Origin of the sequence: Paraburkholderia bryophila, from assembly GCF_003269035.1 — a bacterium.
Taxonomy (GTDB): domain Bacteria; phylum Pseudomonadota; class Gammaproteobacteria; order Burkholderiales; family Burkholderiaceae; genus Paraburkholderia; species Paraburkholderia bryophila.
Genome location: NZ_QLTK01000011.1, coordinates 133,929 through 156,858 on the forward strand (window position 1 = coordinate 133,929; position 22,930 = coordinate 156,858).

At 60.3% G+C, this 22,930-nt stretch carries 17 protein-coding genes and 1 pseudogene; 13 read left to right on the forward strand and 5 right to left on the reverse strand.

Annotation, left to right across the window (positions count from 1 at the left end; genetic code table 11):
• Positions 1-30: 30 nt before the first annotated feature.
• Complete coding sequence (locus tag BX591_RS18125; RefSeq protein ID WP_111932755.1) at positions 31-300, reverse strand: cupin domain-containing protein; 270 nt, start codon at positions 298-300, stop codon at positions 31-33.
• A 308-nt stretch (positions 301-608) separates the two neighbouring features.
• Between BX591_RS18125 and BX591_RS18130 the strand changes: the two genes are divergently transcribed.
• The 3 genes from BX591_RS18130 (at position 609) to BX591_RS18140 (ending at position 4,212) form a co-directional block, all read left to right on the forward strand.
• Positions 609-3,023 carry a DUF6531 domain-containing protein gene (locus BX591_RS18130; RefSeq protein ID WP_244218696.1) on the forward strand — a complete coding sequence of 805 codons (2,415 nt, stop codon included), beginning with the start codon at positions 609-611 and terminating at the stop codon, positions 3,021-3,023.
• Positions 3,020-3,535, forward strand: a complete 516-nt coding sequence (locus BX591_RS18135; protein ID WP_111932757.1) for a hypothetical protein — start codon at positions 3,020-3,022, stop codon at positions 3,533-3,535. Before BX591_RS18130 ends, BX591_RS18135 begins: the two co-directional genes overlap by 4 nt.
• 152 nt (positions 3,536-3,687) lie before the next feature.
• Positions 3,688-4,212 (forward strand): hypothetical protein, encoded by a 525-nt coding sequence (locus BX591_RS18140; RefSeq protein ID WP_111932758.1) that lies wholly within the window; start codon positions 3,688-3,690, stop codon positions 4,210-4,212.
• Positions 4,213-4,582: 370 nt separating this feature from the next.
• On the opposite strand, the gene BX591_RS36770 is transcribed toward BX591_RS18140, so the two are convergent.
• Complete coding sequence (locus BX591_RS36770) at positions 4,583-4,978, reverse strand: hypothetical protein (RefSeq protein WP_208459631.1); 396 nt, start codon at positions 4,976-4,978, stop codon at positions 4,583-4,585.
• A gap of 477 nt (positions 4,979-5,455) precedes the next feature.
• Between BX591_RS36770 and BX591_RS18150 the strand changes: the two genes are divergently transcribed.
• The gene (locus tag BX591_RS18150; protein ID WP_111932759.1) at positions 5,456-5,890 is read left to right on the forward strand and encodes a hypothetical protein; all 435 of its coding nucleotides are present in this window, start codon (positions 5,456-5,458) and stop codon (positions 5,888-5,890) included.
• 218 nt (positions 5,891-6,108) lie between these two features.
• Positions 6,109-6,624, forward strand: coding sequence for a hypothetical protein (locus tag BX591_RS18155; protein ID WP_111932760.1), 516 nt, complete (start codon positions 6,109-6,111; stop codon positions 6,622-6,624).
• Positions 6,625-6,719: 95 nt separating this feature from the next.
• Here the strand turns inward: BX591_RS18155 and BX591_RS18160 are convergent, their stop codons facing one another.
• Entirely contained in the window at positions 6,720-8,882 is a 2,163-nt protein-coding gene (locus tag BX591_RS18160; protein ID WP_111932761.1) for a phosphocholine-specific phospholipase C, read from the reverse strand.
• Positions 8,883-8,941: 59 nt separating this feature from the next.
• Positions 8,942-9,316, reverse strand: coding sequence for a hypothetical protein (locus BX591_RS18165; protein ID WP_244147047.1), 375 nt, complete (start codon positions 9,314-9,316; stop codon positions 8,942-8,944).
• Between the two features lie 162 nt (positions 9,317-9,478).
• Between BX591_RS18165 and BX591_RS18170 the strand changes: the two genes are divergently transcribed.
• The 5 genes from BX591_RS18170 to BX591_RS18190 all read left to right on the forward strand — a co-directional run bounded on the left by BX591_RS18170 (position 9,479) and on the right by BX591_RS18190 (position 17,520).
• Positions 9,479-11,500: an amylo-alpha-1,6-glucosidase gene (locus tag BX591_RS18170; RefSeq protein ID WP_111932763.1), complete on the forward strand. Its 2,022-nt coding sequence runs from the start codon at positions 9,479-9,481 to the stop codon at positions 11,498-11,500.
• 51 nt (positions 11,501-11,551) lie between these two features.
• Entirely contained in the window at positions 11,552-14,320 is a 2,769-nt protein-coding gene (locus tag BX591_RS18175; RefSeq protein WP_111932764.1) for an MGH1-like glycoside hydrolase domain-containing protein, read from the forward strand.
• A gap of 115 nt (positions 14,321-14,435) precedes the next feature.
• Entirely contained in the window at positions 14,436-16,058 is a 1,623-nt protein-coding gene (gene zwf / locus BX591_RS18180; RefSeq protein WP_111932765.1) for a glucose-6-phosphate dehydrogenase, read from the forward strand.
• A 53-nt stretch (positions 16,059-16,111) separates the two neighbouring features.
• Positions 16,112-16,912 (forward strand): ROK family protein, encoded by an 801-nt coding sequence (locus tag BX591_RS18185; RefSeq protein WP_111932766.1) that lies wholly within the window; start codon positions 16,112-16,114, stop codon positions 16,910-16,912.
• Between the two features lie 38 nt (positions 16,913-16,950).
• Positions 16,951-17,520 carry a YbhB/YbcL family Raf kinase inhibitor-like protein gene (locus BX591_RS18190; protein ID WP_111932767.1) on the forward strand — a complete coding sequence of 190 codons (570 nt, stop codon included), beginning with the start codon at positions 16,951-16,953 and terminating at the stop codon, positions 17,518-17,520.
• A gap of 1 nt (position 17,521) precedes the next feature.
• Here BX591_RS18190 and BX591_RS18195 read toward each other — a convergent pair.
• Positions 17,522-18,514, reverse strand: a pseudogene (locus tag BX591_RS18195) (aldo/keto reductase); the annotation flags it as partial.
• 454 nt (positions 18,515-18,968) lie between these two features.
• Between BX591_RS18195 and BX591_RS18200 the strand changes: the two are divergent.
• From BX591_RS18200 to BX591_RS18210, 3 genes are all read left to right on the forward strand, one after another.
• The gene (locus tag BX591_RS18200) at positions 18,969-21,173 is read left to right on the forward strand and encodes a TonB-dependent receptor (protein WP_111932768.1); all 2,205 of its coding nucleotides are present in this window, start codon (positions 18,969-18,971) and stop codon (positions 21,171-21,173) included.
• A gap of 72 nt (positions 21,174-21,245) precedes the next feature.
• Positions 21,246-21,929: a Fe2+-dependent dioxygenase gene (locus BX591_RS18205; RefSeq protein ID WP_035560337.1), complete on the forward strand. Its 684-nt coding sequence runs from the start codon at positions 21,246-21,248 to the stop codon at positions 21,927-21,929.
• Positions 21,926-22,648, forward strand: coding sequence for a PepSY-associated TM helix domain-containing protein (locus BX591_RS18210; RefSeq protein ID WP_111932769.1), 723 nt, complete (start codon positions 21,926-21,928; stop codon positions 22,646-22,648). The genes BX591_RS18205 and BX591_RS18210 overlap by 4 nt, the downstream gene beginning before the upstream one ends.
• Positions 22,649-22,930: the final 282 nt, after the last annotated feature.

The window sequence follows — 22,930 nt, forward strand, 5'->3', positions numbered from 1 at the left end:
CCTCGCCCGTAGTTGCCGGTCTGTTGTTCTCTACTCTTTTCTTCCCACCAGATACGTCACACCATTCGGACCGTAGCGCTCCGAATGCGGTTTGTTCGCCGCCAGGTGGAAGACGTCGCCGACCTGGTACAACCGTTCTTCGTCGTCGCAGACGATGTGCAGCTCGCCTTCCAGGATCAAGGCTTTGGCCTCGAAGGGATGCGTGTGGACGGCCATCGTGACGTTGGGTTCTTTCCTGGTCACCACGGCTTCTGGGAAACCGTCTTTCGTCAGGCTTTCAGTGAATGTTTCGCGGTCCATGCTGGTTTTCTCGCCGTGGAGTGGGGGCATTTACTTTAACGCTGGGCGGGTTTTTCTGCAGGGCGTGCCGTGTAGGAATAGATGCCATCGCGCGCCGCTCTTTTCCGAGGGCTGCCCGTTAATTTCGCATATTCGTAAGGATGCGCTTCAAGTTTTCGTTTTTCCGAATTCTCTTATTCTGGGTTTGATCCTCCTGATTCAGCGTCTGTTCGTTACGGATTTCTAACGACGCATGACAAAGGAGGGGACGTATGAAAAAAGAGAACCCGTTTTGCGGAATGACGGGAAACCTGGCGCGTGTTTTCGCCATGTTTGCGTTGCTGTTGATCGCATTCGGCGCGAACGCGACAGACTGTCTCACGCTTTACGCGCAGTCCGGTGCAACGCCGGGATCGAAGACGTGCCGTCTCGATGTCGTGGGCAATACGCCCGGTGGAATGGGCAACTACGCGTGTATCAACGACCTCGCACTGATCGATCAATGGTGCGCGGCGCCGAAGGAAAACGAGCCGGAGGCGAGTTGTCCGATCGCTGATCCGGTGTATCCGGGTAATGGCACGGTCACGCTGACAGAGGCCGATTTCGTCAGCGGTGACGATCTGCCGATGCAGTTCACGCGGACTTATCGCTCGAAGTCGTTGAGTGCCTCGTCTGCAGCGATGGGACCGGTGTGGTTCCACAGTTGGCAGCGCAGTCTGGGACTGGCCAATGCAAATAGCGGCAGTTCGTCGACGGTGCTTGCTTATCGTGAGAACGGCGAACCGGTCACGTTCAAATGGGCAAGTGGCAGTTGGCGTTCAGCCGGCTTTACGGGGCTTGCGCTCGCACAGAATGGATCGGGTTGGACGCTAACGGACCTCCGTTCCGAGACCGTCGAATCGTATTCCGCCCAAGGTGTCCTGCTGTCCGAGCGCACGAAGACGGGATTCGTCCGGACGCTCGCCTATGAAGCGTCGGGCTTGTTGACCACGATCACGCAGCATGCCGTTGGCACGGACGCGAAGCAGGACATCACCCTTCGCCTCGACTACGACGACAAGCGGCGTCTGTCACGCCTGAACGATCCGCTGGGTGGAATGACCCAGTACGGGTACGACGCGAACGGCAACCTTGTTTCCGTCACGTGGCCCGATGGCTATGTGCATCGCTATGTCTACGACGACACCCGTTTTAAAAACGCGCTGACCGGAGAGATCGACGAAGCGGGCAATCGCCTTGCGTCGTGGAGTTATGACGCGCAAGGCCGGGCCGTGGCGGTCAGCCATCCCGACGCGTCGCGCAATGTGCGGTTTGCCTATAACGCCGGCTCGACGGTTATCACCGACAGCCGACGTGCTACGACGTTGAATCTCTCATCGATTGGCGGCATGTTGCGGCCGACCGGGAGTTCGTCGATCGCGGGTAACACCGCTTCCACATGGGACGCGTCCGGCAATCTGCTGAAGGACTCGGACGCGAGCGGAGGTAGCACCGAATATAGCTACGACGATGTGGGGCGGCCTGTTCGCGCGACGATTAGAAATACGTCCGGCGCCACGATTAGCACGATGCGCTATGCGGACGGGACGAGTCTGCGTCCGTCGATGATCGCATCGCCGGGTCTGATCCAGTCGTTCGTCTACGACGCTAACGGCAACACCACCGGCATCGCCGAAACGCCGACGCGCGATTTGACCGGCGCAAGCGCGTTCGACGCGCCGAAGTCCGACGGCGCGACGATGGCCTACGGCATGACGTACGACGCGACCAATCGGCTCGCGTTCGTCCAGCAACTGGCGGACGGCAAGGTCGCGGGACAGTGGAAAGTCACGCGCGATGCGACCGGGAACGTGTTTGCGATCGTGATCCAGCAGAGCATTCCGGACGCGACCGAGATGATCATGCGGGACGCTGCACACCGCGTTCTGAATGGCTACAACCCGACGGGTGATTTCTATCTGCATTACGACCGTCGCGGACGCATTGACCTCTTCAAGTTCAGTGAGTACGCGAGTGCGGCGAATGGTGGCATTCGGCGGGTATTCAAGGTCCGGTGGGGTTATTCGCCGGATGGTCAGGTCGTTTCGCGAGTTGGGACCGTTGCAAGGAATGGCAGTGTCCTCGATCTGAATGACGGTACGGATCTGCCGATCAGTAGCGATGAAACCGATCGGTGGATCGATAACTACAACTATGGCGATTCGCCGGTTGGGCCGCCTGCGAATCTGCAGGGCGTGCGGCAGATGCTGCGGGCTGGAGGTTTTGCCGGGACGGGCACGGTTTGCGGCGATTGCCATTTCTCCGCGGGGCTGATCGATGGCGCGGCTCGGGGGATTGCGTTTGTCTGGCGGCTCGCGCAGAACCCGGCGGTTAGATACGGGATCGGGCAGGGCGCAAGGAAGGCGGCGGAGAACTGGGAGCGCATCAAGGCGTTGTGCAAGCCTGCTGCGGAGACGGAGGTCGATGGGATTCCGCCGGGCAGGATTACGTCGGAATACACTGATATAACGGTGGGCTTCAGCAGGCGCAACATTCAGACCGATGTTGGCAAAGCTGAGTTTGAGGCAAACCTTGTCGAGAGCGGCTATGTACAGACATTGAGTAAAGATGGTAAAGCAGATATCTTTACAAAGGACGGCGCCAGGTACACGGTTAGGGACGAATCGACCGCAGGATATCCCACCGCTGAGTATATTCCAGCCGGCGCGCCGCGCGGCACGATCAAAATAAGGCTTCCAAAATGAGCGCTATTGACTTCATTAGTGAGTCGCCAACTTTTGTTTCGCTGTGGGATCGCGCGAATGAGGGAGTTGCGACGCTCTCTGATATCCCGTCAACGGATTTACTTTATTTTGATTCGATTGACATATCAGGGCAAAAATTATTCGATCTCATACGAGCTCTGCTTAAGTTAAAATGTGTTAAAGATTTTGCGACGTTGGTCTTGAAGCCAGATCCGTTTGACTATTTTCATTTTCATTTTGGAAAATATCCGGGGTTTGTCCACGGTATTGAGCACACCGACGATGAGTTCTTCGAAGCCTTGATGATGGACCCCGGTGGTAGCCCCGCGGATTGTCTCTGGGCCAATTCCGAGCGGTATGCCGTGTTGCCAATCCCGGGGCAGTGGTTCATCTACGCGGACCGGCAGCGAGATATGGGCGTGCTTTCTGGTCCGTCAGAAATTATGGAATTTGCACGGAGCTTCTACCCATTTTTTTTGAACCCCGCAGCGGATTTCAAGATTGTTGGCTGATCGCGGCATGAATGAACGATACGAAATGCGCCAATGATCTCGCCTTTCGATACGTTAGAGCCTACCGGATTACATCCGCGGCAATGAGACTCTTAAGCCACGTTAGGCGTCGGCGAACGCTGACGTCCTAACTCTGGCAGCCGGAATCGTATATGGAGCAACGAATTTTTGTAGACAACGATGGCGAGTTCAATGATCTGTGGACGGGAGACACTGCCGGCACACGGTTGCTCAAAGAAACTGCTACGAGCGATCTCGTGTACTTCGACCCAGGCATCGTGACCACGCACCACTACTATCGGTTCGTCAGAGATTTGCTTCGGTTCACTGATTCGAGTCACGACCCGTTCGCATTCGTCGGGCTACGTCCCGATCCGTTTAACTATTTCTTCCGTCATTTCTCTAAGTACCCGGCGATCGTCTTTCAGCCTGCACACAGCGAAGCCGACTATTGCAGACTACTGCAATCCGACCCGGGTGCTAGCCCTGCAGATGCGTTGGCCTACAACACATGGAGCTATGTCGTTTTGCCGCTATCAGGTGGCTGGATAACTTGTGGGGATGATTCAAGTGAGATCGCGATATTCTCGAGCACGCCCAATGTCGTAGAGTTTGCTCGTAAGCGACTGGCCCGCGATCTCTTACGCCCCGATTCAAACTCCATGATTGTCGACTAAGAAACAATGGCGAGGAAGTGAGCACTGCACCTTCGCAGAATCACATGGCCTGATTGAGGGCGACTCCGACAGCGTTTCCGAATCAAACCGCAATCGATAGCAGCAGGGCCGGCCCATTCTCAACGTGACCCGCCAGACGAAGCGAAATGCTGGCGTCGTCATTACTCGTCACCGTCAAGTCATACCAGTGATGACTCGAAGCCAGCACTCAGGCTTCTTTGATATATGCGCTAGCCGTCACGAACACCCGACGCGTTCACGCACCAAACGCGTTGTCGGTCACCGTCAACCGAGCGAACCACCCCCCGCTACTACTGAACTTTGGGAACACATTCCCGTTTGCCACGTCGTATTGCGCACTCACTTGTCGTTAAGCGGGTTTCGCTTCCGCGTTTAAGGCGGCCTTCTTGCGAGCGCTTGTGCGAGACGCGACTAGACGCGTTCCTTGCTCACGGCGCGCTAGATTGGCCTCGCTCTCCTCGGCGTCGTGTAAGACGATCGACATCTTCCCGCGCTCGATTTTTGCCTCGGTTTCATAGTGTTTTGCGGTTTGTTCCAGAACCCCCGCGAGCTGAATCTGGTCGCGGCGGTCGTAATGATTCCCCGCGATGCCGTTGCGCAGAATTCTCGCCATCGCAGCCAGGGCTGAAAGTCGCTCAACGTAAATGCGGGTCGTTTCCAATACGTCGGCGGCTAGCCGTTTAAATTCGGCGGGCTTCACCGCGAGGCGAGGGTACATATAAGGTGTTTCGGCGGGTTTGCTCATAGCGAGATTTCCGGTTGATTCTCGAATTCGCCCGGCACTCGTTGCAAACGGGTGGGCGGGCACGTAGCGAGGTTGAGAGACCGGTGCTAGACCAAACCGGTGAGCCTTGCGGCTCCCCCACCACGGGCCCACCCATTGGATGAAGCGCAGAGGAAAACGTGCGACCTGCCTCGCAGGCCGAACGGGTACTAGCATTCGGGCTCTCACACCCGGCCGTCTTTGTGTCGACGACTGCGAGAGTATAGGTCTTGAGTTTTCTTGAAATTCGTTCTGTTTAGCTAATTATCAATGTATAGCCATACGGCATAAGAGCGGTGTAAAGCCGGCTAAATGTTTTTTCTTGGACGCTTGCTCTGCTTCTATTTTTGGCAATATTGTGAAGAAATGTCGTAAATAAAAGGTGCACGAGAATTTGACAAAAAATTGCGGCAGACTGTCTTTTCTTTGTCCAGGAAGGAACCAGGTGGTTGATGGAAAATGGAGAAAATTGAATACATTCATGACCACGTTACGTTCAGATTGTTGTGGCAGCGTTCGAACGAATGCGTTGAAAAGTTGAAGGATATCCCGGATTCCGAGTTGCTTCACTTTGATTTTTCAAACTTGGGAATGAAAATTTTTCACGATCTTATCCGTGAACTGGCGAACTTCAACGGCGATGGAGAATTTGCCGTGGTTGTGCTGGAACCGGACCCTTTCAGCTATTTCCACTTTCACTTTGGCAAGTATTCGGGGCTCATCGTTAAAGCACACCACGGCGAGCATGAGTTCTTTGATGCGCTTTGTACCAATCCAGGCGATAGTCCAGCCGACGCAATCGGTTACTACTCGGAGAAGTACGTTGCTCTGCTGTTGTCGGGAGACTGGTTCATGTACGCGGACCGTGGGTGGGATGGGGCACAGGGGTGTTAGCTGGGCCGCCTGACGTCATGGAATTTGCAAGAGAATCTTTCGCCTTTTACGAAAATCCCAACCAGGTGATATGACGACGGGTTCATGAAACCAGTGTACGACGTTCCAAAATACGAGCGTCAATACGACGCAATCGCTCGCATCGAACAGATATATCCGGTAGCCGAGCTGTTTCCGTTGGCATACGGCCTCTTATCCGCAAAAATTCGAATACGGAAATGACCGAAATTGACTTCATCCATGAATGCTCGGCATTCACGGCACTTTGGCAGCGAGCGACCGCCAACGTCCAGCTTCTCACAACCGTTCCGCGTGAGGAACTGCTGTACTTCGATCCGATCGACATTGCAACTCTAAAATTTTTTGAGTTGGGGCAGACGTTGCTCGCTTTCGAGAATGCTACCGACTTTGCGACGTTGATTCTTAAACCAGACCCATTCAAATATTTTCATCATCATTTTGGCAAATACCCGGGCTTCGTTCACCGAAGCGGGAACACGTACAGCCAGTTCTTCGAACTCATGATGCGCGATCCCGGCGACAACATCGCCGACGCGTTAGGCGTGAATCATGAACACTACGTGATCATGCCCATCAAGGGTGACTGGATCGCCTTCGGCGACAGGTCGTGGGACACAGGCGTCTTTTACGGGCCGCCTGACGTCATGGAATGTGCGAGGGATTTTTATCCCTTCTTTATTGCTCCGCCAGAGCAATTCAAGGTCGAGCCGTAGTCGAGAGCAGATAGCTGCAGGAAAAAAGGCGCGAAAAATCCGCGCCTTCCCCATTGGTTAAAGGGGCTCCGTCCACCCACCCGGAGCCCACCCCCTCAAATCCCCACCAAAACCGGCGCCACCGCCGCCGGATCGCTAATACTCGGCCGCCCATTCTCAACATGGCCCGCCAACCGACGCGAGAAGCTGGCGTCGTCATTACTCGTCACCGTCAAGTCGTACCAGTGATGACTCGAAGCCAGCACCCACGCTTCTTCGATATGCGCCCCAGCCGGCACGAACACCGGACGCGTCCGCGCACCATACGCGTTGTCCGTCACCGTCAGCCGCGCGAATCCACCCCCGCTATTACTGAACTTCAGGAACACATTCCCATTGGCCACGTCGTACTGCGCCTTTACTTCAGGATGCGCCGGCTTCTCATGCCCACCCCAGCCCGCCACCTGCGAAGCCGCAGACGTTTGCGCCGTTGCCAACTGCACATTCCCTGCAAACTTGCGCACGAAACCATTCGGCCCGAACACTTCGAACGCGTACACGCCGCTCGTGGTCGTCAGATCGAACGTCTCCTTCAGCGACTTACCCGCTTCAACCGTATAACGCCACGGACCATCCGTACGATTCGTCCCGTACACATAGAAATGCGCGCCCTGGTCGCCGGTATTGCCGATCGAAATCTCGAACGTGTTCTGCTTCACGTCCGCATGACCATTCACATGCAACTCGTACGGCAAGGCCCGCGCGAAACGAATGCCGCTTTCCTGCGGATCGATTGCGCCCGGCGTCGCCGGCACGGTGGGCTTAGGCTGCGTCGCGCACTGGTTGTCCGCAACGCTCTTGTAGTTGCTCGTATCCGGCAACGGCGGCACTTTCGAATCCGGCGTGCGGAAGTCGAACGCGGTCGTCAAATCGCCGCACACCGCCCGACGCCACGCCGTGATATTCGGCTCGTACACCCCAAAACGCGCCTCGATAAAGCGAATCACCGATGTGTGATCGAATACCTGCGAACACACAAAACCGCCCTTGCTCCACGGCGACACGATCGTCATCGGCACACGCGGGCCGAGGCCGTACGGCAAGCCATCCGCCGTATAACTGCCGCCGCGCTGCGGATTGACCACGTTGTGAATCTCGCCGTCGGTGCTGACCGTCGACTGTCCTTGCGCGGGCGTCGTCGCGGGTTGCGGCGGCACGATGTGATCGAAAAAACCGTCGTTCTCGTCGTACATGATGAACAGCACGGTCTTGCTCCACACCTCGAGATTCGATGTCAGCGCATCCAGAATCTGCGACGTGTATTCCGCGCCATAGGCCGGCGTATAACTCGGGTGCTCGGAGTACGCGGCCGGCGGGCACAACCACGACACTTGCGGCAACTGATTCGCCATTACGTCGGCTTTCAGATCGTCGATGGTGCGCACGGTTTGCGCGCGCTCGTACAACGGCGAACCCGGTTGCGCGTTGATGAAGTTCGTGAAATTCTGCAGGATGTTGGTGCCGTAATTGCCGTTCAGCGGATCGGCGCCGGTCAACCCCTGTTGATACACCTGCCACGAAATTCCCGCGGCTTGCAGGCGTTCCGGATACGTGGTCCACGAGAGCAATTGATAATTCGGCGGACCGTCGCCGTCGACGAAATCGTTGTTGTCGAGCAGCGGGCCGCCCATCGTGCCGCTCGGGTCGACCATGCCGCTCATCAGATACGAACGGTTCGGGTGCGTCGGTCCCGGCAACGAGCAGAAGTACGCGTCGCAAATCGTGAAGGCATCCGCCAGCGCGTAGTGAAACGGGATGTCGCTGCGCAGGTGATAACCCATCGTCATGTCGGTCTTGTTGGCCGGCCACTGGTCGTAGCGGCCGCCGTCGATCGCGGCGTGAGTCTTGTACCAGGTGTGATCGAGATCGCCGACGCATTGCGCGCTGGTGGTCGCCGTGTTCAGATGGAACGGCAGCACCGGTTGCGTGGGGTCTTCCTTCGACGGTTGATACCACACCGGCTTGCCGCCCGGCAGCGGAATCGGGAAACGGTCGTTGTAGCCACGCACGCCGCGCAAATGGCCGAAGTAGTGGTCGAACGAGCGGTTCTCCTGCATGAACACGACAATGTGCTCGACGTCGCGGATCGTGCCGGTGCGCGAAAACGCCGGTACGGCCAGTGCATTGCGAATCGACTCGGGCAGCGCGGTCAGCGCGGCGGCAGCGCCGGCAGATGAAGCGACGGTCTGCAGGAAACGGCGACGGCTAGTTGATGTCATCGAATATCACCTTCTGCGGGGAGGAAGAATAGCGCGTCTGGCGCGCCGGTTGAATCGGGTCAGTTGCTGGTGGCGCTGTCGCCGGGCGCGTAATGCATGACCGGCGCGACCTGCTGGCTGTCGGCGGCAAGGCTGGCCTGCATGTTTTGCGCGATCGGATCGGACGTGGCCACGGTCGCGCTTGCGGCGAGCGTTGAGGATGTGTTGAGGATTGGCGTCGCGGGTAAGGCGGCGCGTTGGACAGCATCACCGTTGGCGGCGGTCATGCCCTTGGAAGAGGCCGAAGGCGCGGCGTTCGGCGCGGAATCGTCCGCTCCGCAACCGGTCAATGCCAGTATGGCAATTGACATCACCACGACGCTCGCGAAGCTTTTGTCTCTTCTCATGTCGGCATCCAGTTTTTTGAAAGCGGATGCAGTCTCTAATCCTTTCAAGAAATAATTGTGAAACGTTTGCGAGTGGTAAATCTTGCGTACGTACGTTGGATTCTAGAAAGCAAATGGAAAGTGATAAGAAGGACAATGGTCACCGAAGCGCCACATGCCGGCAGTCGAGGCATCCCTAACGATTGACGGCTGTGCGTAACCGAAAACTTCATGACACGCATCGAACGACCTTTCGATATCACGCGTTTCGAAGACGAATGGCTGGAGGCGGATGGCTTCGGCGGTTTTGCTTCGGGCACCGTGGGCACGCTGCGCACGCGCCGTTATCACGCGCTGCTGCTGACGGCAACGCGCGCGCCAGGCGGGCGGATGGTGCTGGTCAATGGCGTGGAGGCGTGGGTCGAAGCGAATGGGCAGCGCTTTCCGCTGAGCATGCAGCGCTATGTGCCCGACGTGATCTATCCGGACCTCACCACGCGTCTTATCGCGTTCGACACATCGCCGTGGCCGACGTGGCGCTTCGAGCTCGACGCGCAGAGCGTGCTGATAGCAGAAGTATTCGTTAGCAAAGCGACGCGCGAAACGGTGTTGCGTTGGCGGCTTGAGGACTTGCGAGCGGCTTCTGCAGAACTTAACGCACCGACGCTCAACGTCAGGCCGCTGCTTTCGGGCCGCGACTATCACGCGTTGCATCACGAGAACCCGGCATTCAACTTCAACGCGCAAACCAGCGACGATCATGCCTGCGTCAGTTGGCAACCCTATGGCAACGTGCCGGTGATCCATGCCGCGACGAACGGCGCGTACACGCACGCGCCCGACTGGTATCGCAACTTCTGCTACGTTCGCGAGCGGGAACGCGGTCTGGATTTCAGCGAGGATCTCGCGACGCCAGGCGTGTTCAGCTTCGATCTCGCGAAGGGGGAAGCGGTGATGATTTTCACCGCAAGCGCCGAAAGCAGCGCTAACGCGAGCACACCGGCGCAGCGGCAGCCTGCATCGAACGCCCAACTCACGGCCACTCACGCAATCGAACTCGCAACCAGGCTCGCCAGCATCGAACAACAACGCCGCGCCGCGCTCGGCACGCGTCTGCAGCGTTCCGCCGACGCCTACGTCGTCGCCCGCAACGAAGGCCGCACGATCCTTGCAGGCTTTCCATGGTTCACCGATTGGGGCCGCGACACGTTCATCGCCATGCGCGGCCTGCTGATCGCCTCGGGCCGTCTCGACGAGGCCGAAGCGATCCTGCTCGAATGGTCCGGCGCCTTGTCCGAAGGCATGTTGCCCAATCGCTTCCCCGATTACGGCGACACGCCGGAATACAACTCGGTCGACGCCTCGCTCTGGTTCATCGTCGCCGTCCACGATTATCTGACCACGCAGCACGCCAGCGCCGCCACCACGGAGCGCCTGCAACAGGCCGTCGAGACCATCCTGTCAGGCTACACAAAAGGCACACGCTTCGGCATTCAGGCCTCGGCTGACGACGGCCTGCTGAGCGCCGGTGTCCCCGGCGTGCAACTCACGTGGATGGATGCGAAAGTCGGCGACTGGGTGGTGACGCCGCGCATCGGCAAACCGGTCGAAGTCCAGGCGCTCTGGATCAACGCGTTGCGCATTGCAGCAATCTGGCATCCGCAATGGCAGGCATCCGCCGACCGGGCATTGCAAGCGTTCCGTGAACGCTTTATCGATCCGGCGACGCACGCGCTGTTCGACAACATCGACGTCGACCACGTCGACGGCACGGTCGACCGCGCGATCCGGCCGAACCAGATTTTTGCGGTAGGCGGACTGCCGTTTCCGTTACTCGAAGGCGCCGCGGCCCACGCGGTGCTCGATCAGGTCGAAGCGCAGTTGCTCACGCCGCTTGGCTTGCGAACGCTTGCGCCGTCCGATCCCGCCTATTGCGGCCACTACGGCGGCGCGCCGCTCGCACGCGATGGCGCTTACCATCAAGGCACGGTCTGGCCATGGCTGCTCGGGCCATTCGTCGAAGCGTGGCTGCGGGTTCACGGCACGGCACCAGACGCCCGCAAAGAAGCCAGAACGCGCTTTCTCGACCCGCTGGTCGCGCATCTCGATCACGCCGGGCTCGACCATCTATCGGAAATCGCCGACGGCGATGCCCCGCACGCGCCGGCCGGCACCCCGTTTCAGGCCTGGTCGCTCGGCGAGTTGCTGCGCATCGACACGCTACTTGCCCGCATGGAGCCCATTGGCGTGTAAAGCGCGCTACGATGTGTGTCCCGCTGCCAAGCCTGATGCAAGGACGGAGTCATGCCACCGCTGCGCGCTGCGAATCTGCTCGCCACTCTCGAAGGTTCACGCCTGCATTCGGCCGACTGTGCCCACTGGCAGCGCTGGGGGCCGTATCTCAGCGAGCGTCAGTGGGGCACCGTGCGGGAGGATTACAGCCCGGACGGCACCGCGTGGGACTCCTTTCCGCATGACCATGCCCGCAGCCGCGCATACCGTTGGGGCGAAGACGGCATTGCCGGTTTCGGCGACGACAAACTGAGCTGGTGTGTGTCGCTCGCGCTGTGGAACCGCAAGGATCCGATCCTGAAAGAGCGCCTGTTCGGCCTCACCAACGCGCAGGGCAACCATGGCGAGGACGTGAAGGAGCTGTACTTCTACGTCGACGGCACGCCCACGCATTCGTACATGCGAATGCTCTACAAGTATCCGATCGCCGCATTCCCCTACAACGATTTGGTCCAGGAAAACGCCCGCCGTGGCGCCGACATGCCGGAGTATGAAATTCTCGATACCGGCGTGTTCGACGATTGCTGCTATTTCGACGTCCAGGTCGAATACGCGAAGCACGCGCCCGACGACATCCTGATGCGCGTAACGATTCATAATCGCGCGGACCAGGCCGCTTCGCTGGATGTGCTGCCGCAGATCTGGGCGCGCAATTCGTGGTCCTGGAAAGAGAATAAAGACAAACCGTCGTTGACGGCCGGTACGGATCACAACGGCAACGCGCAACTGGTCGGCCATCAGCATGGCCACGAGCCGATCGTGGTGACGGCCTGGTCGAAAGACGCGCCGCAGGTCAACTGGCTGTTCTGCGAGAACGACACCAACGTCAAGCGTCTGTTCAATATGGACGGCACGGGTCCGTTCAAAGACGGCTTCAACGACTACCTCGTCCATGGCGACGAACAGGCGGTGCGTCGCGACACAGGCACCAAGGCCGCGGCGCATGCAGCGATCGAACTGGGCCCGCACGGGCGCGCGGTGGTGTACATGCGCTGGCGCCCGCAGTCCAGTCCCGACGACGTGCTGCTCGATGCCGACACGGTGTTCGCGCACCGCATCGCCGAGGCTGACGAATTCTATGGCGCGCTGCAACACGAGATTGCGGATGCCGACGCGCGCCTCGTGCAGCGTCAGGCGCTCGCGGGCATGCTGTGGTCGAAGCAGTACTACCAGTACGACGTGCAGCGCTGGCTCGACGGCGATCCGCTGCAACCCACACCGCCCGCGAGCCGCAAAAAAGGTCGCAACACCGACTGGCGGCATTTGTGCAACGCGGACATCGTGTCGATGCCCGACAAGTGGGAATACCCGTGGTACGCATCGTGGGACCTGGCGTTTCATGCCGCCGCCTTCGCACTGATCGATCCCGCGTTTGCTAAACGGCAATTGCTGCTGCTGGTGAAAGACCGCTATCAGCATCCGAACGGTCAGATACCCGCCTACGAATGGGCCTTGGGCGACGCCAATCCGCCGGTCCATGCGTGGGCCGCGTGGCGCGTTTATGAAATCGACCGTGCGCTCACCGGCAAGGCGGATCGCGATTTTCTGGAACTGGTGTTCCACAAGCTGCTGCTGAACTTCTCGTGGTGGGTGAACCGTAAGGACGCCGACGGTCACAACATTTTCCAGGGCGGCTTTCTCGGTCTGGACAACGTCGGCATTTTCGACCGCTCGTCGCCGCTGCCCACCGGCGGGCACATCGATCAGGCCGACGGCACTGCGTGGATGGCCGCGTACGCGCTCGACCTCATGCGTATCGCGCTGGAACTCGCCTATGCGAACCACGTGTTCGTCGACATCGGCGTGAAGTTCTTCGAGCACTTCCTGTATATCGCCGAAGCCGTGAGTTGCGACGACGGCTGCGACACCGGCCTCTGGGACTCGGAAGACGAATTCTTCTACGACAAGCTGCGTCTGCCTGACGGCAGTAACGTGCCTTTGCGGCTGCGCTCCATTGTCGGGTTGATTCCGCTGTTCGCCGTGCACGTGCTCGAGCATCGTCTGCATGGCGGCTTGCCGGGGCTGCGCGAACGGTTGACCTGGTTCCTCGAGCATCGTCCCGATCTGGCGCGGCTGGTTTCGCGCTGGAACGAACCCGGCAAGAGCAATGCGCTGTTGCTGTCCCTGTTGCGCGGGCATCGCATGAAAGCGCTGCTGCGCCGCGCGCTCGACGAAAGCGAGTTCCTGTCCGATCACGGGGTGCGGGCGCTGTCGCGGGTTCATCGCGACCAGCCGTTCGTGTTCAACCACAACGGCGACAGCTTTACCGTCAAGTACCTGCCGGCCGAATCGGACTCGCGTGTGTTCGGTGGCAATTCGAACTGGCGGGGCCCGGTGTGGATGCCGATGAATTATCTGCTGATCGAATCGCTCTACGAATTCCATCGCTATTACGGCGACGATTTTCGTGTCGAGTATCCGACCGGGTCGGGGCAGAAATTCTCGCTCAGCGAGATCGCTGACGAACTCGCGCGCCGCTGCACGACGCTGTTCCTCAAGAATAAAGCGGGCGAGCGTCCGGTGATGGGCGCTTATCCGCTGTTGCAGGCTGATCCGCATTCGCGCGATCTGGTGTTGTTCCATGAGTACTTTCATGGCGACAACGGGCGCGGCGTGGGCGCTTCGCATCAGACCGGCTGGACCGGACTGGTGGCGTTGCTGTTGCAGCCGCGTGCCATGGCGGCGTCGGGCAATGTGCCGTTGACGGGCGAGGGCGACCAGGCGCCGATTCCGACCGGGCCCAATGCGCAGGTCGCGACGCCTGACGTGCAGGTTACATAAGCCCTACACGCCAGCCTGCCAGCCCGTTTGTGGAGTCGTTTTTGAACTGTGTGGCTTCAAGCGTGGTCTTTCATGTACCGCCACGTCCGTTCCATTGGCTTCCTGAGTGAATCCCATGTCGACTACACCGAATACTTCCGCTTCCAACCGCCCCGCCACCGCCGAGGAACCGAGCTGCAAAGTCAGCGTAAGTCCGCACGACGCGCCGTCCGTCCCTGCGTCGCCGGCCGGCAAGCGGCCCGCACCGCCTTGCACGCTGGTGATTTTCGGCGCCGGCGGCGACCTGACCAAACGGCTGCTGATGCCGGCGCTCTACAACCTCGCCGTGGATGGTCTGCTCGACGACGGCATGAAGATCGTCGGCGTGAATCACGGTGAGCGCGAGACAAGCGCATGGCGCGACGACCTGCACAAGTCGCTCGAACAGTTCGCCGCCGACAAGGCCAGCACCTTCCACGCCGGCAAGCTCGACGACAAAGCGTGGGACTGGGTCGCGCAACGCCTCGAATACATGGCCGGCGAATTCGAAACCGACGACGTCTACACGAAGCTGAAGCAGAAGCTCGATCAGGCACAAGGCGGCAACGTGATTTTCTATCTCGCCGTCACGTCGCGTTTCTTTAAACCGATCGTCGAGCGTCTCGGCAAAGCAGGTCTGTTGAAAGAAGGCGAGGGCGAAGGGGGATGCTTCCGCCGTATCGTCGTGGAAAAGCCGTTCGGCACCGATCTCGCTTCGGCCCGCGATCTGAACGCGCACATCCTCTCGTATGCGGACGAATCGCAGGTGTACCGCATCGATCACTTTCTCGGCAAGGACACCGTGCAGAGCATTCTCGCGGTGCGCTTCGCGAATGCCCTGTTCGAGCCGATCTGGCGGCGCGAGTACATCGACAGCGTGCAGATAACGGCGGCGGAAACGATCGGCGTGGAAGGGCGCGGCAAGTTCTACGAACAGACCGGCGCGTTCCGCGACATGCTGCCGAACCACCTGTTCCAGTTGCTCGGCATGGTCGCAATGGAACCGCCCAATTCGTTCGACGCCGAAGCCGTGCGCGACAAGAAGGCCGACATCATGCACGCGATCCAGCCGCTCACCGCCGACGACGTCGTGTTCGGGCAATACGAAAAGGGCGCGCCGGGTGTCGGCTATCGCGAGGAACCGGACGTGGCGCCCGACAGCACGACGGAAACCTATGCGGCCGCGCGCGTGTTCGTCGAGAACTGGCGTTGGGCCGGCGTGCCGTTCTATCTACGCACCGGCAAGCGGCTGGCCGCGCGGCGCACGGAAATCTCGGTGCAACTGAAGCCGGTGCCGTTCCGGTTGTTCCGCGACACGCCCGTCGACGCGCTCACACCGAACGTGCTGACCTTGCGTATCGATCCGGCGCATGGCACGAGCTTCGACTTCAACGTCAAGACGCCGGGACCGATCATGCAGGTGGGCGCGGTGCAGTCGTCGTTCGACTATGCGGACTTCTTCGCCGAACGCGCGAACGTCGGCTACGAGACCTTGCTCTATGACTGCATGCTCGGCGACGAGACGCTGTTCCAGCGTGCCGACAGCATTGAAACGAGTTGGGCGGCGGTCGAGGACGTGCTGCATCCGAAAGACGGCGGCGCGATGCCGGTGCACGGCTACGCATCCGGCAGCGAAGGACCGGCGCAAGCGGACGCGCTACTCGCACGCGACGGTCACGCATGGCGGCCGTTGAAACAGGCGCCAGTCGAAAAGAAGTGATTCCATCACGCGGTTCAACATAATCGGGGGACACCGTGGCAACACGCAAAACCGTGGCAACGCGTAAGACGAAAGTGAAGAGCAGCACTGAGCGGATTCTGGCGATCGACGTCGGTGGCACCGGCCTGAAGGCCGCGATCATCGACGCCGATGGGCAGATGAAAACCGAGCGCGTGCGGGTCGCCACGCCGCATCCCTGTACGCCGGATCAATTGGTGGACGCGCTGGCGAAGCTGGCCGGGCCGCTGATCGAACAGGAACCGCCCACGCTGATGTCGATCGGCTTTCCGGGCGTGGTGCGCAACAACCGCATCCTGACGGCGCCGCATTTCGGCGTGGAGGGGTGGCACGACATTCCGCTGGCGGATTCGTTGGCGCAGCGTTTGGGCGGTTTGCCGGTGCGCATGATCAATGACGCGGAGATGCAGGGCTTTGCCGCGATCGAAGGTCACGGTCTGGAATTCGTGCTGACGCTCGGCACGGGCGCGGGCACGGCGATGTTCCGCGACGGCGAATTGATGCCGCATCTCGAACTGGCCCATCACCCGGTCAGCAAGAAAGGCGTCGCATACGACGAATACATTGGCGACGCCGCGCGCGACAAAATCGGGAATAAAACGTGGAACCGGCGCGTTAAGAAAGTGATCGGCATTCTCAGCGCGCTCGTGAACTACGACAAGCTGTGGATCGGCGGCGGCAACGCGGCACGCCTCACGTTCGATTTGCCGGCCAACGTGGCCACCGTTTCCAACGACGCGGGTATTGAAGGCGGTGCGCGATTGTGGCACCCGAAGTCGTTCCGCGAGACGCGGCAATTGCCGGAAGCGACGGCGCGGACGGGCCGCTTCAAATGACCTTGAAGCCGTGAACGCATAAAAAAGGGGAATTCACGATGATCCGGAACGGCCGCTTCGACCTCGCGCGACGTTTGCTTTCCGTGGGCGTGTGCACGGCCTTGGCGCTTGCGGCAACGCATGGCCGTGCGGCCGAAGCGTTCGCCGTGTCTTCGCCCGGTCTTGCCGACGGCGGCACGCTAGATTCGACTCATGCCGCGAGCGCGAACAATTGCGGCGGCGGCAACGTGTCGCCGGCGCTGCAATGGCGCAACGTGCCTGCGGGCACGAAGAGTTACGCGGTGACGATCTTCGATCCGGACGGCGCGAAGGGCTTGGGCATTGTGCATTGGATCGTGTACGGCGTGGCGGCGTCGACCACCTCGCTCGACGCCGGCGCTAGTTCGCCGCCCGGCAGCGTCTCTGGAACGAATCGCACGGGCGGCCCGGGGTACTACGGTCCGTGTCCGCCTGTCGGCGATGTGCCGCATCACTACGTCGCGCAGGTCTATGCGCTCGATCTGCCGCCTGACGCGTTGCCCGCCGGGCTGACGCGCGACGCTTTGCTCGCGGCCATGAAGGATCATGTGCTCGCCGCGTCGAGCACGGTGCTGCGCTACGGGCGATAAGTCGGGCCGCGGCGCCCCAGCGATATTCCACGCTCGCTTCGTCGAGTTGCGTTTTGATCTGCGCGTCGAGCACTAACTCCGAAGCCGCGAGCGTGTCGCTCAATTGCTCCGCACGGCTCGCGCCGATAATCGCCGACGTGATCTGCGGATTCGCCAACACCCACGCCAGTGAAACGCGCGTCAACGACTCGCCGGTCGGCGCCACGATCGTCCGCAAGCGCTCGATCGTTTCGAACTCGCGCTGATGCCAATAGCGCTGCTGGTACATCGCGCCAGCCTTGCCGACGGTCTCCGTGAAGCGCCCCGTGGTCGGCGTGGCATCCAGCTTGTGCTTGCCGGTCAGCAGGCCGCCCGCGAGCGGGTTATACGGCATCACGGCCAACTGCTCTTCGGCAGCCAGCGGCAGCAACTCCCGCTCGATCTGGCGAAACAGCAGGTTGTAGCGCGGCTGCACCGAAACGAAGCGCGCCACGCGCAAGACGTCGGCGCGGCCCAACGCGCGCGCCAGCCGGTAGGCGAGAAAATTCGACACGCCGACATAGCGCGCCTTGCCGGACCGCACGATTACGTCCAGCGCTTCGAGCGTTTCGTCGAGCGGCGTGTTCGCGTCGTCGGAGTGCAACTGATAGAGGTCCACATAGTCGGTGCCGAGGCGGCGCAGCGAGGCGTCGATCGCATCCAGCAGATGTTTGCGCGACGCGCCCTGGTCCCACGCCGATGGGCCCATCTTGCCGACGGCTTTCGTCGCGAGAATGAAGCGGTCGCGCTTGCCCTTCAGCCAGCGTCCGACGATTTCTTCCGTGCGTCCGGCAAGATCCTCGCCGCCGCCGAGCGGATAGACGTTGGCCGTATCGATGAAGTTCACGCCGGCCTCGGCGGCCGTGTCGAGAATGCGCTGCGAGGCCTCTTCTTCTGTCTGCAGGCCGAAGGTCATCGTGCCGAGACACAGTCGCGAAACATTCAGGCCCGTGCGGCCGAACTGGCGGTATTGCATGGTCAACTCCGAAGTGAACGGAACGGTGAGAACAGGCGGTGTTGCAAAAAGGATAAACCGTGTCGGGATTTCGTGTCGGCGATCGGGCTGACGAATCGTTGTATATTTGAAAGCTTTCTTATGCCAACTGTCTTTCAATCATATTGATCAGCTTTACTCCTGCCTTGTCTAAAGTTTACAAACAAGTAATAAAGAGAATTCTCCATAACGTTGAAAATTACGTTATCCCTACGTTGGTAACGTGCTGAAATAAACCGATTACAGGAAGTAAGAGACGCCGACGTTGATGCAAATTTATGCGTATGGAATGATAGCGATTCTCATTTAACCATCAGCCAGCCATCCCGTCGTCTCTGCTTCATTCAGGAGACCGGCAGCCAGCCAAATGCAGCTTTGTCATTGATCGCGTGCGCAGACATGCGAATCCGGCAAGTGCAACTCCGACGGGATTTCCATGTTCAACCACACGCCGCTTGCGACCGCGTTAGCGCTAGCCTTTGCCATTCCTTTTGCGACGCCGGCCGTCGCGCAGACCGCCGCGCAAGCCACGACGCAGCCGGCGACCGACAAAGCCGCGAACGCGAGCGCCGCCACGGCCGCCACCGACAGCGGCACGCTGCCGACCATCGGCGTCGCGGCGCAGGCTGAACAGCAGGACTTCCAGGCGGAAAAATCGAATGTCGGCGCGAAGACGCCTACCGCGTTGCGCGACATTCCGCAGACGGTCACCGTCATCAATAAAGACGTGCTCGCTTCGCAAGGCGCCACGTCGTTCCAGGACGCGCTGCGCAATGCGCCGGGCGTGACGATCGGCGGCGCCGAGGGCGGCCAGATCGGCAACAACATCAACCTGCGCGGCTTCACGGCGCAGAACGACATCTATCTGGACGGCTTCCGCGATCGCAACCAGTACTATCGCGACACCTTCGACCTCGAAGAACTCGAAGTGCTGTACGGTCCGTCGTCGATGCTGTTCGGCCGCGGCTCTACGGGCGGCGTGATCAATCAGGTCAGCAAGAAAGCGAACCTGAAGGATTCGGCGGAAGTCACGGAAATGATCGGCACCGACGACCGCTATCGCAGCACCGTCGACGTGAACCACAAGCTGACCGACACCGCGGCGATTCGCCTGAACGCATTCGGCCAGAGCCTCGGCTCGACGCGCGACGTGATGAAGAACAAGGATTACGGCATCGCGCCGGAAGTGCGTTTCGGCATCGGCACACCGACCGAAGTGACGCTGTCCGCCCTGATCCAGCACAACGACGACATGCCCGACTACGGCGTGCAGGCGTTGAACGGCCGGCCGTCGCCGGTGCCGAAGAACACGTTCTACGGCCTGACCACCGACCGGACGATCCAGGACGTGCAGACGTTCACCGCCGCGATCAAGCACAAGTTCTCCGACGCGCTCACGCTCACCAACCAGACGCAGTTTTCGCACTCCATGACCGACGCGCGCGAAACCGCGCCGCAATCGGTGCTGACGGGCCCGCTGTCGAGCAGCACCGCGCTGGTCAACGGCAATTTCACGACGTTGTCGCCGTCGCAACTGTTCATCAAGTTGCAGAGCCACGACCGCGTGATCGAGAACCACTCGCTGTACAACGACACCACGGTCGAATACAAATTCGACACCGGCCCGATCAAACACGACCTGATCGCGGGCGTTGAACTCGGCCACGACAGCTACTCGAACCAGGCGTACACGCGCAACAATCTGCCGGTCGTAACGATGCTGAACCCGGCGTATCTGTCCTCGCCGGCGGGTGTCACCACGACGGTCGGCAACTACGCGAACTCCGGTTCGAATGAAATTGCCGGCTACGTGAACGACACCGTTTCGCTCGGTCAACACTGGAAGGTGATTGGCGGTTTGCGTTGGGATCGCTTCCAGGCACAGATCCACAACTCGATCAGTCTGCCGGCTTACGCGAGCCAAACCAACTTCTTCACCAGCGTTCGCGCCGGCGTGATTTATCAGCCGACCGACTGGCAGTCCTACTACGTGTCGTACGGCACGTCGTTCGATCCGTCGCTCGAAGCGTTGACTGTCACCAACCTCACGCAGAATCTGGCGCCGGAGTCGACCAGGTCGTATGAAGTGGGCGGCAAGTGGGATCTGCTCGGCGGCAATCTGTCGGTGAATTCGGCGTTCTTCCGCGAGGAAATGACCAACGCCCGCACCCAGGTGTCGCCGACCGAATACGAACTCGACGGCGATATCCGCGTGGACGGCTTCCAGGCCGGCGTCACCGGTCACATCACCGACAAGTGGCAGATTTTCGGCGGCTATACGTACATGGACGCCGTCGTTCTGAAGGCGCTCGACGGTACGCAGGGGCACACGCCGGCCAATACGCCGCGCAACACGCTGACGCTCTGGACCACCTACGCGATCACGCCGCATTGGGAAATTGGCGGTGGCCCGACGTACATGTCGCCGCGCTACGCGTCGAACACGAATTATGTTCAGGTGCCGGGCTACACGCGTTGGGACGCCACCGCCGCTTACCATGCGAAGAAATACGACGTGCGCCTGAACCTGTTGAACCTGACCAACAAGCAGTACTACGACGGTCTGATTCAATCGGACGGGGGCCGTTCCGTGCCGGGTATCGGCCGCACGCTGCTCGCCACGTTCGACTACCGCTTCTGATGTAAGCCGAATGGCTGCGTTAGGCTTGCCGTTTTCGCTCGAAAACGGCAAGCCCACGCCAAGGAAACACTTATGTTGCTGCAGATTCCGAATGTACTGAACGCCGAGCAGTTGCGCTTCGTGCGCGAGCGGCTCGATCAGGCCGGCGACGCCTGGGTCGACGGTCGCGCAACCGCGGGCTATCAGGGCGCGCCGGTCAAGCGTAACCAGCAGATCGCCGAGCACACGCCGCTTGCGCGCGAACTCGGCGACGTGATTCTCGCGGCGGTCGAACGGCATCCGCTGTTTATCAGCGCGGTGCTGCCGAACCAGGCGTACCCGCCGCTCTTCAATCGTTACGAGAGCGGCATGACGTTCGGCAGTCATGTGGACGGTGCGGTGCGGGTATTGCCCAACGGCGTGAAGCTGCGCACCGACGTCTCGGTGACGCTGTTCATTTCCGAGCCGGATGAATACGACGGCGGCGAACTGGTGATCGAAGACACGTACGGCGTGCAGCAGGTGAAGCTGCCGGCCGGCGACATGATCGTCTATCCGGCCACCAGTCTGCACCAGGTGACGCCGGTCACGCGTGGGGCGCGGCTTGCCAGTTTCTTCTGGGTGCAGAGTCTCGTGCGCAGCGACACGCAGCGGGCGCTGCTGTTCGACATGGACACCGCGATTCAACGTCTCAATGCCACTCACGCCGACGATGCCGCACGCCGAAGCCTCGTCGGCTGTTATCACAATCTGTTGCGTACCTGGAGCGAAACGTGAGCGTACCCGAGGCAATCGACCTTCAACCGGCCACGGGCCTCGATACTGCCGCGCGCGAGCCGCAACGGCTCGGTGGCAGCGAACTGAAGGCGCGGCAGCAGCGCTCGCGACGCGCTACCTTCGTCAAATGGCTGCGCAAGGTGCATGGCTGGATCGGCTTGTGGGGCGCGGCGCTGGGTCTGTTGTTCGGCACCACGGGCTTTCTGCTGAATCATCGCGGCGGCCCGTTGAAAGTCTCGACCGGCGAGCCGCAAGTGTCGACGATACAAGTGCCGTTGCCGCAACCCGTACCGGAAACGCCGCGCGAATTGGGCAAATGGCTGAAGCACGAATTGAAGCTGACCGGCACGCCGGGACGCGTGCAGAAGGAGCCGTCGCATCCGGTCGCATGGGGCGATCGCAGCGTCGTGCAGCCTGAGCATTGGCAACTGAATTTTGCGTCGCCGCACGAAAATACGTCGGCCGAATACTGGGTCGGCAGCGGCTATGTGACGGTCAAGCGCAGCGACAACACGTTTCTCGCGATGCTGACGAATCTCCACAAGGGCGTCGGCTTGAGCGTGGGCTGGGTGCTGCTGATCGACACGTTGGCGGGCAGCATCATTCTGCTGTCGCTCACCGGCGTGCTGCTCTGGACCGAACTGAACAAACGCAAGACGATAGGCGCTGTGCTGGTGCTCGGATCGATCGTCGCGGCGGTCTGTGTCGGGCTGATGTAACGATGTCGCGGACGGGGATTCGGTCGGGAAGATCGCCTCGTCCTTACGTGTCGTCGAAGTAGGTTTTACCGACAGCCTGCCGCCAACCGTCAATCTCCTCCCGCCCGGCGAAGAGCGTTGTCCCGCGGCCCGCGCCGGAGCGCGAAAACCCCGCCGCTTCAGGCGTTTACACGCCTTTCCGACTTTCTCCTGCCGCTCGCGACGTGCGAGAATCGCGCTAGAACAATTGCGCCGTATGGTACCCGCCGTTCATCGTCTCGGGCACCCGTTCCGCAACGGGGC

Bases quoted from the DNA above. Each gene is read 5' to 3' on its own strand.
- BX591_RS18125 (WP_111932755.1), bottom strand. From the start codon at position 300: ATGGACCGCGAAACATTCACTGAAAGCCTGACGAAAGACGGTTTCCCA.
- BX591_RS18130 (WP_244218696.1), top strand. From the start codon at position 609: ATGTTTGCGTTGCTGTTGATCGCATTCGGCGCGAACGCGACAGACTGT.
- BX591_RS18135 (WP_111932757.1), top strand. From the start codon at position 3,020: ATGAGCGCTATTGACTTCATTAGTGAGTCGCCAACTTTTGTTTCGCTG.
- BX591_RS18140 (WP_111932758.1), top strand. From the start codon at position 3,688: ATGGAGCAACGAATTTTTGTAGACAACGATGGCGAGTTCAATGATCTG.
- BX591_RS36770 (WP_208459631.1), bottom strand. From the start codon at position 4,978: ATGAGCAAACCCGCCGAAACACCTTATATGTACCCTCGCCTCGCGGTG.
- BX591_RS18150 (WP_111932759.1), top strand. From the start codon at position 5,456: ATGGAGAAAATTGAATACATTCATGACCACGTTACGTTCAGATTGTTG.
- BX591_RS18155 (WP_111932760.1), top strand. From the start codon at position 6,109: ATGACCGAAATTGACTTCATCCATGAATGCTCGGCATTCACGGCACTT.
- BX591_RS18160 (WP_111932761.1), bottom strand. From the start codon at position 8,882: ATGACATCAACTAGCCGTCGCCGTTTCCTGCAGACCGTCGCTTCATCT.
- BX591_RS18170 (WP_111932763.1), top strand. From the start codon at position 9,479: ATGACACGCATCGAACGACCTTTCGATATCACGCGTTTCGAAGACGAA.
- BX591_RS18175 (WP_111932764.1), top strand. From the start codon at position 11,552: ATGCCACCGCTGCGCGCTGCGAATCTGCTCGCCACTCTCGAAGGTTCA.
- zwf (WP_111932765.1), top strand. From the start codon at position 14,436: ATGTCGACTACACCGAATACTTCCGCTTCCAACCGCCCCGCCACCGCC.
- BX591_RS18190 (WP_111932767.1), top strand. From the start codon at position 16,951: ATGATCCGGAACGGCCGCTTCGACCTCGCGCGACGTTTGCTTTCCGTG.
- BX591_RS18200 (WP_111932768.1), top strand. From the start codon at position 18,969: ATGTTCAACCACACGCCGCTTGCGACCGCGTTAGCGCTAGCCTTTGCC.
- BX591_RS18205 (WP_035560337.1), top strand. From the start codon at position 21,246: ATGTTGCTGCAGATTCCGAATGTACTGAACGCCGAGCAGTTGCGCTTC.